Source organism: Halobacillus sp. A5 (assembly GCF_024189315.1).
Taxonomy (GTDB): Bacteria; Bacillota; Bacilli; order Bacillales; family Halobacillaceae; genus Halobacillus_A.
Window position 1 is genome coordinate 251,852 of record NZ_JAIZEO010000005.1, and the last position, 12,332, is coordinate 264,183.

General features: G+C 39.8%; 17 protein-coding genes. 8 read left to right on the forward strand and 9 right to left on the reverse strand.

Annotated elements, in window-relative coordinates; genetic code table 11:
- Positions 1-205: 205 nt before the first annotated feature.
- Both LF822_RS19275 and LF822_RS19280 read left to right on the forward strand, forming a co-directional pair.
- On the forward strand, positions 206-397 hold the full coding sequence (locus LF822_RS19275; RefSeq protein WP_253925728.1) for a hypothetical protein: 192 nt from the start codon (positions 206-208) through the stop codon (positions 395-397).
- A gap of 17 nt (positions 398-414) precedes the next feature.
- The gene (locus LF822_RS19280) at positions 415-1,329 is read left to right on the forward strand and encodes a ketopantoate reductase family protein (RefSeq protein WP_253925729.1); all 915 of its coding nucleotides are present in this window, start codon (positions 415-417) and stop codon (positions 1,327-1,329) included.
- 49 nt (positions 1,330-1,378) lie between these two features.
- On the opposite strand, the gene LF822_RS19285 is transcribed toward LF822_RS19280, so the two are convergent.
- On the reverse strand, positions 1,379-1,933 hold the full coding sequence (locus LF822_RS19285; protein ID WP_371925977.1) for a M15 family metallopeptidase: 555 nt from the start codon (positions 1,931-1,933) through the stop codon (positions 1,379-1,381).
- 605 nt (positions 1,934-2,538) lie between these two features.
- Here LF822_RS19285 and LF822_RS19290 point away from each other — a divergent pair.
- Entirely contained in the window at positions 2,539-2,751 is a 213-nt protein-coding gene (locus LF822_RS19290) for a hypothetical protein (protein ID WP_253925731.1), read from the forward strand.
- 16 nt (positions 2,752-2,767) lie between these two features.
- Positions 2,768-3,760, forward strand: coding sequence for an acrylyl-CoA reductase family protein (locus tag LF822_RS19295; protein ID WP_253925732.1), 993 nt, complete (start codon positions 2,768-2,770; stop codon positions 3,758-3,760).
- A gap of 390 nt (positions 3,761-4,150) precedes the next feature.
- On the opposite strand, the gene LF822_RS19300 is transcribed toward LF822_RS19295, so the two are convergent.
- Positions 4,151-4,354, reverse strand: coding sequence for a YwbE family protein (locus LF822_RS19300; protein WP_253925733.1), 204 nt, complete (start codon positions 4,352-4,354; stop codon positions 4,151-4,153).
- Between the two features lie 263 nt (positions 4,355-4,617).
- A complete protein-coding gene (locus LF822_RS19305; protein WP_253925734.1) occupies positions 4,618-5,073 on the reverse strand; it encodes a DUF2188 domain-containing protein in 456 nt (151 codons plus the stop codon).
- A 254-nt stretch (positions 5,074-5,327) separates the two neighbouring features.
- Here LF822_RS19305 and glnA point away from each other — a divergent pair, with 254 nt between their 5' ends.
- A complete protein-coding gene (gene glnA, locus LF822_RS19310) occupies positions 5,328-6,638 on the forward strand; it encodes a type I glutamate--ammonia ligase (RefSeq protein ID WP_253925735.1) in 1,311 nt (436 codons plus the stop codon).
- Positions 6,639-6,668: 30 nt separating this feature from the next.
- Here the strand turns inward: glnA and LF822_RS19315 are convergent, their stop codons facing one another.
- The 3 genes from LF822_RS19315 to LF822_RS19325 form a co-directional block, all read right to left on the reverse strand.
- Positions 6,669-7,529 carry a coiled-coil domain-containing protein gene (locus tag LF822_RS19315; protein WP_253925736.1) on the reverse strand — a complete coding sequence of 287 codons (861 nt, stop codon included), beginning with the start codon at positions 7,527-7,529 and terminating at the stop codon, positions 6,669-6,671.
- 81 nt (positions 7,530-7,610) lie between these two features.
- Complete coding sequence (locus LF822_RS19320) at positions 7,611-7,922, reverse strand: hypothetical protein (protein ID WP_253925737.1); 312 nt, start codon at positions 7,920-7,922, stop codon at positions 7,611-7,613.
- Positions 7,906-8,481: a hypothetical protein gene (locus LF822_RS19325; RefSeq protein WP_253925738.1), complete on the reverse strand. Its 576-nt coding sequence runs from the start codon at positions 8,479-8,481 to the stop codon at positions 7,906-7,908. The genes LF822_RS19320 and LF822_RS19325 overlap by 17 nt, the downstream gene beginning before the upstream one ends.
- A 258-nt stretch (positions 8,482-8,739) precedes the next feature.
- On the opposite strand from LF822_RS19325, the gene LF822_RS19330 reads away from it, so the two are divergent.
- From LF822_RS19330 to LF822_RS19340, 3 genes are read left to right on the forward strand one after another with little or no spacing between them, the layout of a single operon-like run.
- Entirely contained in the window at positions 8,740-9,549 is an 810-nt protein-coding gene (locus LF822_RS19330) for a hypothetical protein (protein WP_253925739.1), read from the forward strand.
- Positions 9,536-9,943, forward strand: a complete 408-nt coding sequence (locus LF822_RS19335; protein WP_253925740.1) for a M67 family metallopeptidase — start codon at positions 9,536-9,538, stop codon at positions 9,941-9,943. Before LF822_RS19330 ends, LF822_RS19335 begins: the two co-directional genes overlap by 14 nt.
- Before the next feature lie 59 nt (positions 9,944-10,002).
- The gene (locus LF822_RS19340) at positions 10,003-10,143 is read left to right on the forward strand and encodes a hypothetical protein (protein ID WP_253925741.1); all 141 of its coding nucleotides are present in this window, start codon (positions 10,003-10,005) and stop codon (positions 10,141-10,143) included.
- 88 nt (positions 10,144-10,231) lie between these two features.
- Here the strand turns inward: LF822_RS19340 and LF822_RS19345 are convergent, their stop codons facing one another.
- From LF822_RS19345 to LF822_RS19355, 3 genes are all read right to left on the reverse strand, one after another.
- Complete coding sequence (locus LF822_RS19345) at positions 10,232-10,588, reverse strand: hypothetical protein (RefSeq protein ID WP_253925742.1); 357 nt, start codon at positions 10,586-10,588, stop codon at positions 10,232-10,234.
- Between the two features lie 98 nt (positions 10,589-10,686).
- Positions 10,687-11,232, reverse strand: a complete 546-nt coding sequence (locus tag LF822_RS19350) for a GNAT family N-acetyltransferase (RefSeq protein ID WP_253925743.1) — start codon at positions 11,230-11,232, stop codon at positions 10,687-10,689.
- A 116-nt stretch (positions 11,233-11,348) separates the two neighbouring features.
- On the reverse strand, positions 11,349-12,323 hold the full coding sequence (locus tag LF822_RS19355) for a quinone oxidoreductase family protein (protein ID WP_253925744.1): 975 nt from the start codon (positions 12,321-12,323) through the stop codon (positions 11,349-11,351).
- Positions 12,324-12,332 lie beyond the last annotated feature (9 nt).

Consider the following 12,332-nt stretch of genomic DNA (forward strand, 5'->3'; position numbering starts at 1 on the left):
GCTGTACAGTCCCAGTAGTTCCTTCCAATTAAGGAGAGTGAATTTTATTTATACCGTAATCTGCTTTTTTAGGGTGAAAAAGACCCATGTTAAACGCTTTCTTAAAATGTCAAAGAAAACAGGAGACATTCTCATTTCTCACGGAACATTAGATCATAGCATTTACTATTCTAATGAACTGACTGGGCGGCAGGGGACTATGGGCATGCTCAACTTATTCGAATTAGAAGATGATGAAGAATTAATGCTCGGGCAAACCATTTTTGAAAACGCAGACCATTATTATGAGGTTATGAAGAAGACAGGCTCAAACGATATGCTTTCTTATTTAAATCAACATATTAAAGATATTATTGAAATGGACAAAGTAATCAGCTCTAAATTCAGATTAGTGTAAAGTAAGGAGGAATCAATATGAAAATCACAGTGTTGGGTGCAGGTGCACTAGGAGCTTACTATGGTGCGAGGTGGCAGGAGGCCGGGCATGAGGTCACTTACCTGGTGCGCGAGGGTCGTGCAGAACAACTACGGACAAACGGATTAACTCTACATAGTAAAATGGGTGATTATGAAGTCAATAACTTACAAATCGTGGAGAATCCTGGGGAGATTAAAGAGGCTGACTTAGTCTTTCTTTCCGTCAAAGGGTATCATCTTCCCGGCACTCTGCCATGGCTGAAACAGCTCAACCAAAAAGGAGCAAAAGTATTACCCGTATTAAACGGGATGGAGCATTTACCCATACTGCAGCAGGAACTTGGAGAAGAAGCCGTCATTGGAGGACTTGCTTACATCATTGCTACGCTGAACGAAAAAGGACATGTTGAGCATACAAGTTCCTTCCACGATTTAGTCTTCGGACCTCTTCACCCATCCCAGCAGCAAATTTGTGAAGAATTAGGAATTGCATGTAACCAGGCTAATATGGACGGCAGGCAGAGTCCTCATATATTAGAAGATATTTGGAAGAAATATATGTTTATTACTTCATTTTCAGGGATAACAACGGCTGTAAACTTACCGATCGGAGATATTCGAAATCACCCTGAAACGTTTCTTATCGCGAAAGAAATGTTAAATGAAATGAAGACACTTGCTACTTCTCATAATGTTAAACTAACTGAGGAAGATGTGGAAAATGCCTTCCATAACCTGAACAAACTGGATGAATCAATGACTTCATCCATGCACCAGGATCGCCGAAAAGGGCTTACCCTGGAAGTGGAGCACCTTCATGGCGGGGCTCTGCGACTAGCAGATGAACACAATTTATCATTACCTTATATTCAAACCATTCACGCTATGATCAAGCCTTATGAAAATGATTAACTCCCAGATAAATGCCCCCGCCTTCATCAATCGAGGCAGGGGCATTATCTTAATCATCCAAAGGCTCTGCTTTGGGGCGTTTTCCGTTTTGGAGTTCTCGGACACTTAACCCAAAATCCATTTGCAAGTGAGGGTAATCCCTAAATGATTCCCAGTCTCCTCCCCACTCAAATCCTAGACTCTTTGCTATTTCTGCAGCCTCTTCCCAATCAGCCTGCCCATTTTGATTACCATCCCGTTCTGTATTCCATGAAAGATTTCCTTCTTCCGTTCTTAAAGCAAAATCAACAGCTAACCCATAATTGTGGTAGGATTCTCCGCCCTCAGCATTCGTAACAATATCGCCTTCCCTAGAACGGCCTCTTTCATAAATTTCATCCTGTTCTTCTATTGATCGAACCTCATCCGTGATAACAACATCAATTCCTTCGTCGGCCGCTTCTTCGATCAATTGATTCTTCTTGTCTTCTACGGTCGGATGAAGCTCATCGGGAAGTTTATTTTCTTCATCCACATAATACACACCTGCTCTTCGCTCTTGTATTTCTATTAAAGAATAAACAGTCAGCCCACTTGATAGAACAAGAAATATAGACCACACCATTCGATTGAACACACGCCTCAATTAAATATCCCTCTCTATTAAAAATAAGATCACAACCCAAGCTGAATAAGAGAAAGATTAATCATAATCTATTGTTTCATTTTAGCACATCCCGCCGCCACCTAAACAAATCTACAATTTCAAAGATATTATAATTAAAAATAGTTGAGCCTCAGTAGGACTTTGAACCTTCAACAATATTCGGCCATATTGTTATTGTTATGATTACTCTCTTAGGCATCATTCTTCACGGAGTAATAATCAGTACGAGTCATTGATCTGATTGTCAACTCATCCAGAATACAGCGGTACATCAACCGTTGGAAGAATAATGGATCTTAATGACCTCTGTATACTTTCAGAGGTTTTTTTCGTGATTTGATCTCATGAAAGTTTGAGTTCATAGAGTTGGCGTATGTATTGCTTAAAAGCAGGTCATCAATGGCAATATAGCAAGTTTCCATCACCTTAGTCTCCAGTACCAACTACCGAAATTGTCTACTCCTGTAAATAAATGACGCAGTAATTTTATTTTTTAAGACGTGAAGCTGTTTAATTACTGCTGAAAAAAGGAACATGAAGTACAGGTATCGGAGGTGAAGGTAATGAGTAAAGAAAATAAAAATAAAGCCAATTATAGTTCTAAAGAAATTGAAGAGAAATTAAAAGAAGAAAAGAAACGACCTGAAGATCCCGTACCAGATAAAGATATGAGAAAAGAAGAACGCGAAATTAACAAAGGACGCCAGTCTAAGGACGATTCTTCCACGGAAGAAAAGTATGAGGAAGACTTAAAGAACAATAAAAGCAGTAAATAGATTGGAGAGACATATTATGTCTGAATTTCAAGCTTATACAATTGATAAGAACGAGGATGGAGAGATAGAAACTCAGCTTAATTATTTATCAAAGGATGACCTGCCCCATAGTGACGTACTTATAAAAGTCCACTATTCAAGCGTGAACTATAAAGACGGAATGGTGACAACACCAAATAATCCGCTGGTTAAAAATTACCCTATAATCCCCGGCATCGACCTTTCAGGTGAAGTTGTCGAATCAAAAGATTCCCGCTACAAGCCGGGCGATGCAGTAATTGCCACCAGCTATGAGATTGGTGTAAACCACCATGGAGGCTACAGTGAATATGCCAGCATCCCGGGAGACTGGGTTGTACCTCTCCCAAATGGAATCAGTCTTGAGGAAGCAATGATTTATGGAACAGCTGGATTCACAGCTGCTCTCTCTGTTTATCGCATAGAAAATTCAGGAGTTACTCCTGATGATGGAAAAGTACTTGTTACCGGTGCCACAGGCGGGGTAGGCAGTATGGCTGTTGCAATGCTCAGTAAACGAGGCTATCACGTAGAGGCAAGCACAGGCAGTACAGAACACATAGAGTTTTTAAAAGAGCTTGGTGCAGAAAACGTCATTACACGCGAAGAAGTGTACGATGGAGAATTAAAACCAATTCAAAGCGAACGATGGGCTGCTGCTGTGGATCCTGTAGGTGGAGAGCAGCTCGCATCTATATTAAGCCAATTAAAATATAATGGAGCAGCAGCAGTCAGTGGATTAACAGGCGGTACAAAAATCCCTGCACAGGTTTACCCTTTTATTCTCCGGGGTATAAGTCTTATTGGGATTGATTCCGTTTATTGTCCTATGTCCACCCGTAAGAAAATATGGCATCGCTTAGCTAACGATTTAAAAACGACACGCTCATTTAAACAGATAAAAACCGAAATCACATTAAAGGATGTGCCGAATACTTTACAGCAAATTCTTCAAGGAAAGACCCGCGGCAGAACCATTATAAAAATGTAAGATGTGGTAGTTCCATTGTTCCGTACAGAAAACCAGCAATTCATGTTGACATCAGCAATAATATGTATTAATATTATCTATTAGTGCCTTCGCTAAAAAGGTAACTCGGAAAATGAAAGAGTGATAAGTATGAGACTGGCAGTCTGCTACGTTTTATTACAACTTAATCACACTGGATCAGCTTCGGAGCTGTAAGGATGCAATAGAGGTAGGGATTGCGTTGTTTAAGTTGATAAAAACTACCATGTGGAAACAAACCGCGGCAATATGGTTATTAAACCGCTTGTGATAGAATCGCAAGCCTATCAGCAAAAATATTCATTGATCCGAAACACTAAATAAGCGTGACAGACTATCGTCTGTCACGCTTTTCTAATGGAATAAAGCCTGTTAATTTCCTGCTTCGTAAATATTCTTTACTCTTCCTACCTGTCCATCTTCTAATCGTACCTTAATTCCATGTGGATGAGAGGGAGACTTTGTCAATAAGTCTTTTACAACCCCTCTTGTTAACTTCCCGCTTCTTTGATCTTTCTTTAGTACAATATCAACTTCCAACCCTGGTTTAATGTCTTTTCGCGTTTGCCCGTTCATGATTCACCTTCTCTCCTGCTGTTATTCTATCATACGTGAGCCCATTATTTTCACAGTAAAAAAGACGCCTGACTCAGGAAGTAGTTTCAGCTTTATTTCCTTATTCAAATCAATTTAATTAATTTGTCTGCCAGACTACGAGTGCGAACTCAATATTACACAAACAAAAACCGGGTATAAAATCACAAAGATTTTATACCCGGTTTTTCACACTGACTCCTAAAGTTTCTCCACCTTAGCCAAGTCCCGGCTCGCGGGTTTTTTTACTCTTCGAATGACGTCTGATTTTGAATGCTGCCGTCTTTCTTGTGTACTATGGCCTTGGTTCCCTTGTTTTTAGCAATTTCTTTTGCACGTTCAACTGCATCCTTTTTATTCTTAAATACATAAGAAGCTTTTTTGGCGTCCTCAGACTGGACAGCCCAGCCTTTATCGTGAGCGACCACATGCTCCCCTTTATCCAACAGCTCTGGACGGCTGTGCTCTGCATTTTCGTCACGCTGTTTTAATTGTTTATCGCTCATATTGCGAACTTGGTCAATTTCACTCTTACTTGCACTGTCGTACCACTCTTTTGCTTGTTCGGTAGCAATGGGGATGGCTCTGCCTTCATCGTATCCTTCATCGATCATAGCATTCGCAATATCTATAGCTTTTTTCCGCACTGTAGTATCAAGGTTTTTCAATGAACTTGGATAATCATTCGTATCCCAAGGCATTATATTCACTCCTTTTTTCTTTTTTTGACCTTTACCTCAATAGTAGATCTTTCAAACAAAAATTTTTCGTCAATATACCAAAAATTTCGCAATAAATTGGTTTAACAAAAATTTTTAAGGGAAAATTATTAATTATTGTTAGAAAAACAGAACATCTTATGTTAGAATTCTTAACATAAGATTATTTAGAGATTACAGACTATTTATCTGGTTCGTAAATCTCGAAAAATTAAACAAAGGTGAGGGTAATAAATATGACTTACACGAAAGAAACAATCAAGCAGAAAGTGAATGAAAAAAGAGTGGAATTCATCCGCCTCGAGTTCACGGACATGCTGGGGGACACAAAGAATGTAGAGCTCCCGATCGAAGAACTCGAAACCGTACTAGAAAATGAAGCAATGTTCGACAGCTCATCCATCTCAGGGTTCTCCGATATCCAGGAGAGTGATATGTATCTCTATCCTGACTTAGATACTTTTTTAGTATTACCTCAGGAAATGGATGAAGACCCGATTGCGCGTTTCATTTGCGACATTTATACACCGGACGGAGAGCCTTTTGAAGGTGATCCCCGTTTTATACTAAAAAGGGCAGTAGAAGAAGCTAAGAATCTTGGTTATACGGTAAACGTAGGTCCTGAACCGGAATTCTTTCTTTTCAAACTAAATGAAGAAGGATACCCGGTACGTAAAATGAACGACCGCGCAGGTTACTTTGACGCCTCTCCAAAAGACAAAGGAGACAATGTCCGCCGTGATATCGTACGTACATTGAAGAAAATCGGTTTCGAAATGGAAGCATCTCACCATGAAGTTGCAAAAGGACAGCACGAGATCAACTTCCGCTTTGACGAACTTCTGAAAACAGCTGATAATATTCAAACATTCAAGAGTGTGGTTAAAGATGTGGCTACTAACCATGATTATCACGCTACATTTATGCCAAAACCAGTAACTGAAGATAACGGATCCGGTATGCACTGTCACTTGTCTTTATTTAAGGATGGAAACAGCGCATTCTATGATAATGGAACAGATGATGAAATCTCCCAGACCATGAAATATTTCATGGGTGGAATTCTTCATCACGCAAGCGGTATTGCAGCCATTACTAACCCAAACGTTAACTCATACAAGCGCCTTGTGCCAGGATATGAAGCTCCTGTAAGTGTGGCATGGTCTCACTCTAACCGCAGCTGTATGATCCGTGTACCGACTACCCGTGGACTGGGAACTCGTTTTGAAGTACGTCATCCGGACCCAACTGCTAATCCTTATTTGGCTCTTGCTGTGCTTATACAAGCTGGTCTTGAAGGAATCCGTAATAAGATGGATCCAGGTCAAGCTGAATCTCGTAACTTATATGAAGTAACAGATGACAGTATCCCTACTCTTCCTACAAACCTTAAGGAAGCACTTGAAGCTCTTCAAAAAGACGAAGTCCTTCTTAAAGCTCTTGGAGAGCACACTTCCAAAGTCTATATTGATGAGAAAGACGAAGAATGGACGGAGTATTCCCTGCAGGTAAGTAATTGGGAACTTGAACACTATATGAGCAAATAATCAGAAGAACCCCCGCATCAGGGGGTTCTTTTATGATTTTTTGTTTTCTTCCTCTATCATTTTTGATTCTATATCATCAATTTCATTCGAAAGCTCTGAAAGCTTATTCTCTAGAACTCTCATAAAGATTACTTTTGAATCTTCATCCTCCTCGAACTCTGAAGAAAAGCCTAATAAATCCTTCACCTGAGTTTCAAGTTGGGCAAGAAATTGCAGATCCTGATCCTCAATTAGCTCTTCGCTTTCTTCGGGAACAGCCACCGCTTGTTTCAATTGTTCTTCCAATTGCTCTACTTTGGTTTGCAGCGTATTGTTTTCAAGAGTCAACGCTTCCATATTCTCTTCAAAATATGCCTTATCTTCTATCCAGTTATTTTCAAGAGTTTTCAACTTATCCACTGCATTCGTTTTAGCAATTCTTTCGGTGCTTAATTCTTTATTTTTCTCCTCTAATTCTTTTTGAGCGTTAACGTAGCTCGCCTGAAGCATTGCCATATCATTCTGCTGCTGAGACAACCGCGAACGGTTAGTCGATAGTTCTTCTTTTAATGTTTTTAGTTCGCTTAAGAGTTTTTGCTGTTGCTGAAACAACTCTGAATTCTTGTGCTGCACCGCTGTTTTTTCATTTATAAGCTTTTCTTTATTTTCTTTATAACTATTTATTTCCCTGTCATGCCCCTTTAACCGTCTATCAAGCTCTCCCCTGGCAGCATTTAACTGCACGCTGAATTCTTCGTTCTGCTCAAGTAAGTAAGCATTCTCTTTCTTTAATGCTTCGAGCTGAGAATAATGATAATTGTCCTGGTAATCCTTAACTTTTTCTTTGTATTTATCCAGCTCTGATTTAAAATAAATCAGCTTCTGCTGCATTTGGATAGGATCACTTTTCATACTTCAACCTCCGGTAAACCAATTTTTCTAGGCACCTATATTTCTATGTGTATGAAAAATCTGCCTATAATGTGCAAGTTCTCAAACTTTCTCCTTAAGCAGAGAAATTACTTCAGTGAACTCTTCCTCACTCTGTTTAATCACTTGATTTAACTCTTCAATCCATTTCGTTGAATCCAGTCCGTCACCTTCCCCTCTTACTTCAGGGGTTTGCTTTTCAAAATTCATTAACAAATGAATAATCAGCATGTTTAATGTATTGTTTTCTAAAAAAACGAAACTGTTGTTTCGACTTTTCTTGTTTTCTTTCAGGTCTTTCAGCTGGTCCCTCATAAACTGACGAATGAGATGCTTCACTAGAAGCTTCTGATCTTGCTCATGATGTTTGGTCATCTTTATCCCCCCGTGAAAAAGTTGTACCATTCAGGCTAATCGGATTAAGTACTGCTGCCCCCTCTGGAACTTCCTTACTGTAAGCAAACCCCAAAACACTGCCCGCGTAATCCATGTCTGAAATCCACTTCACTTGAAAGTTTGAGAAGGAAATCGTTTCTTCCGGGTTAATCACCTCAGTATTTATGGGTTTTAACCAGAACTCTTCTTTGTCTGTTTTCTCATTCATCCGCTGCCAGCCTCCAGGATTCTTAGACGAAGGCTTAGACGAGTCATATGTGTACTTCCCCGATAAAGTGAACGGTGAATTCTCTGAGAGTTTAATACAAATATAAGGATTAATTAATGGCACCGTCCCTGTATTAGTCAGATGGTATGAACCAAAACAAAGGCTCTCCTGACCAGGATCGTGGGAAATACTTAAAGAGTATGTAAAGTATGATAATAATTGAATGCGATTCTTATTTTTAAGTTGTATAATTAAATCCTTTAGTTGCTTGAAGTACATTTCGTTCTGATTACGGAGTAAGGTTATGCTTTTGTCTAATTCATCCACCATCACGTTCACCTTCTTTCAACAAAATAAAGAGAGGCTGCTCCTCCCTCCATCTTATGTGGTACACCTAAGGAATATCACACGAGAGGACACAGCACGCTGTGCCCTTCAAATATGTTAATTTATGTTTCACTGGCGGCATATGTTTTTAATAGAACCCACATATAATATAGAAGCGTTTGTCGAGGTTAAACATTTTTATTGTCACGAATCCAATTACAGTCAATAGAATAATTATGGGCTACCAAAGGGTGATGAGTGATGGAAAAGCAAAAAGGGTTTGATTCACAGGAAATCGTGAAGATGAAACAAAGAATTCAAGCTTATAAACTTACACTGGAAACAATCAAAAAAGAACGTCTCCTGTCAGAAGATAACCTGAGTACAGGCAATACAATTTTTTCAAAGATGGAAGGTGCTTTAAAACAAATGGAAGAAGAACAAATAGATAGAAACAGTATGGAGTTTGAACAATTCTCAAACCGACTTGAGTCACTCGAAGAAACCATCAAGCAGTTAAAAGACGATGTTCATTCGATCACGTTGGAATTGGAAAAGCTTCCATTAGCTGATCTTGTTGAAAGTATGAATCATATGCTCATCCTTCAGGAAAAATATATGGAGGAAGATCGAAAAGAAAAACAAGAAGTAAGAGAAGAATTAAAAGGATTAAAAGAAAGATTGGGTACGGCCCAGCCGGCAGACCAAACAAAACGGAATACACAGCCCGCCAATTTCAGACAGTTGCGAGACATGGTGAAATCTTCTAAACAAATCTATGATCCTGCCATGAAGCCTTATCCTCAGAAGCGTTCAAACTACCCACAGCCGCCCGTTCCAGGAAGCCAGACTATAAACAAGAACTCTAAGCGAAACGTTATTAATTCATCTAATAAGAATTCACCTAAAAAAAAAGATAGACAACAGCTCATCTATAACAAACCACGATCCAAAACCATAGCCTCCACTAAACAAGGTGAAATCAAGGATACTGAACAGTCAGGCGCAAGAGAAAAAGCTCTATCGTTTTTTTCTTTTTTCCAGAAGAGGAAACAATATGAGAAAAAATAATCCTCTTATCATTCCAATGGATATATATAATGACATGATTAAGCTAGGCAGAATGAGTCTGCCCTATGAGGTGTGTGGACTTTTAACTGGTTTCCGCTCTACGATCTATACTAATTGGCCCCTTGTAAACGAAGCAAAGTCAGTTCATCGTTTTTTTGTAAGTCAATCCGTGGTGGAACAGACCTTGAAGAGAATAGAGGAGAAGTCAGAGGAAGTTCTAGCTGTCTATCACTCACACCCAACGACTTCTCCTATACCTTCAAGCTATGACATAGAACATCATGATAATGAAGTGAAAATGATCATTATCTCCTATAAAAATAATCCTCCTGCCGTTAAATGTTTTCAAATATTTAATCATACTTACTATTCTTATCCTTTAGAAATACACTAGCCCTCTCCAATTTCAACCTTCAGACTATACTATAGTAAAATGGGAAGGAGAGGTCAGGCTTGAAATCAAAAAAAGCGAAACGAAGTACAGCACCACTTATCGTTAAAAGAGATAAATCAGAACCTACTGTTATAGATTCCGCAAGTATAAAAAGAAGAGTTGGTTATAAATCTGGTGGCTGCTGCGGCAAGAGAAGGTAAAGCATACAACGAGAAGTCATTATAAAATACATGGGGCTGATGAAGTCCCTGTATTTCCAGGCAGAAACGGACAAGTTTTCCTTCTCTACTATTCTACTGAAATTTCTTTAAGAAACCTTAGTCCGAAGTATTCATAAGTAACTTTCACTTTTTCAATACGTTCACCACTGCTTACACTCAATCCATAGATAATATCTTCATCATCGTAAGGAACGGAATCAGTGCCAGCCCGAAGAACTGTTCTTTTAATTGGTTGAAAATGACCTTCAAATTCATCTTCATCTTGAAAATTGTCACTTATAACAAAGCCGCTTCCTCCTTCGACAACTTGAAAAGCCGTCTCCTTTGGCGGTTCATCTGAGTTGACATGGACATCTGTAAAATAAATATCCTGCATTCCTTTATTCCCTAGTGAAATCACCACAGTCTCATCCGATTCACTCATCCCATACCCCCCATTAATTAAAGGTGGATTCAATTTGACAAAGGTAAAAAAGCCTCCTATTCCAAAGATCACAAGGATAATGAGTATAAGCACCCACTTCATCTTACAGACCAATCTTCAGCAAGAATACTGTAAACTACGTGATCCACATAGTGATCATAAAGCCATTCAACTTGTCTCAGTCGTCCCTCTTCTGTGAAACCGAGGCGTTCTGGAATCGCTCTGCTGGAGTTATTGCTTTCTGCAGCTCTTATTTCAATTCTGTTTAAGTGTAGATCTTTGATCAGGTAGTTTGTTAATGCTTTTACCGAACGAGTCATGATTCCCTTATTTATAAACTCTTCTCCAAGCCAGTACCCAATACTTGTGCTTCGGTTGGTCCAGTCGGCAGCATGGGTCCCGATCACCCCCGCTATTTTACCTTTATATAGAATACAAGCAGAGATTCCCTGATGGGCTGCGTATTTATTCAAACCCATCTGTATGAACTCTTTAGTATGTTTAATCGATTCATTATCGTCAACCCAGCCCAGCCAGGTGCGGAGATGGTTTCGTGAGGTGTTCGTTAACTCATAGAGCTCATCCGCATCTTTCATCTCCATTAATTTTAAAGATAATTCATCGTCTATCTTATGTACAAACATTTATTCTCTCTCCTTCGTCAAATTTATACAAGATCTTACTCTACTAAACTAATTCGATAGTTTACAAGAAACTCCTTCTGGCTTCATAAAAAAACCGCCCTTAAGGACGGTTTATTCTATGGTTTCAGGATTAACTTACCTTTGGTGCGACGACCTTGCATAAGTTCATGGACCCGGGCCGCTTCCTCCAGCTTGTAAATCCCTCCAACTGTCAGTTTTAATTTGTCTTCATGAACCAACGTAAGTAATTCCTGTAAACTCCTTTCAAATAAAGCCGGCTTTTTCATTATTTGAGGCAGGAAAAAACCAATAACCGACAAGTTGCGGTTCATCAGTCCTGACGGATACATTTCTGCCGGATTACCGCTGGCCACTCCATAAATAACTAGTCTTCCGAATGCACTCATACACTTGATGGTTTCGTGAAATATCTCTCCGCCCGCCATTTCTAACGCAATATCTACACCTTTTCCACCTGTAGCTTCCATCACGGATTCCCGCCAATTAGTGTTCGTATAATTAACTAAATGATCGGCGCCTAATTCCTGGGCCAGAGCGAGTTTTTCTTCATTACTTGCGGTTGCGATCACCTTCCCCGCACCGAAATGCTTGGCAAGCTGTACTGCTAATGAGCCGACTCCTCCTGCTGCCGCGTGGACTAACACGGTTTCTCCTTTTACAAGCCTGCCCATTGTAGTTATCAAATGGTAAGCTGTTAATCCTTGAAGCGGAAGAGCAACTGCAGATTCATCATCTAACCCTTCAGGTATTCGAATCAATGTTTCAGCCGGCACTGCTGCATACTCTGCATAACCTCCAGAGGAGATAAGTGTGACCACCCGGTCTCCTTTTGAAAAATGTTCCGCCCCTTCGGAAGCTTCCTCAACGACACCAGCTATTTCAGCTCCAGGTGTAAAAGGAAGCGGAGTGGGTACAACATAAGCTCCTTCACGTCTGGCTGTGTCCGCATAGTTCACTCCGATTGCTGTAACTCTAACAAGAACTTCTCCTTTTTTTGGTTCAGGCTTAGTGACCTCTGCTGTTTGCAGGACATCAGGCCCTCCATATTCCTTAAAGAGTACTGACTTCAATTTAACTCC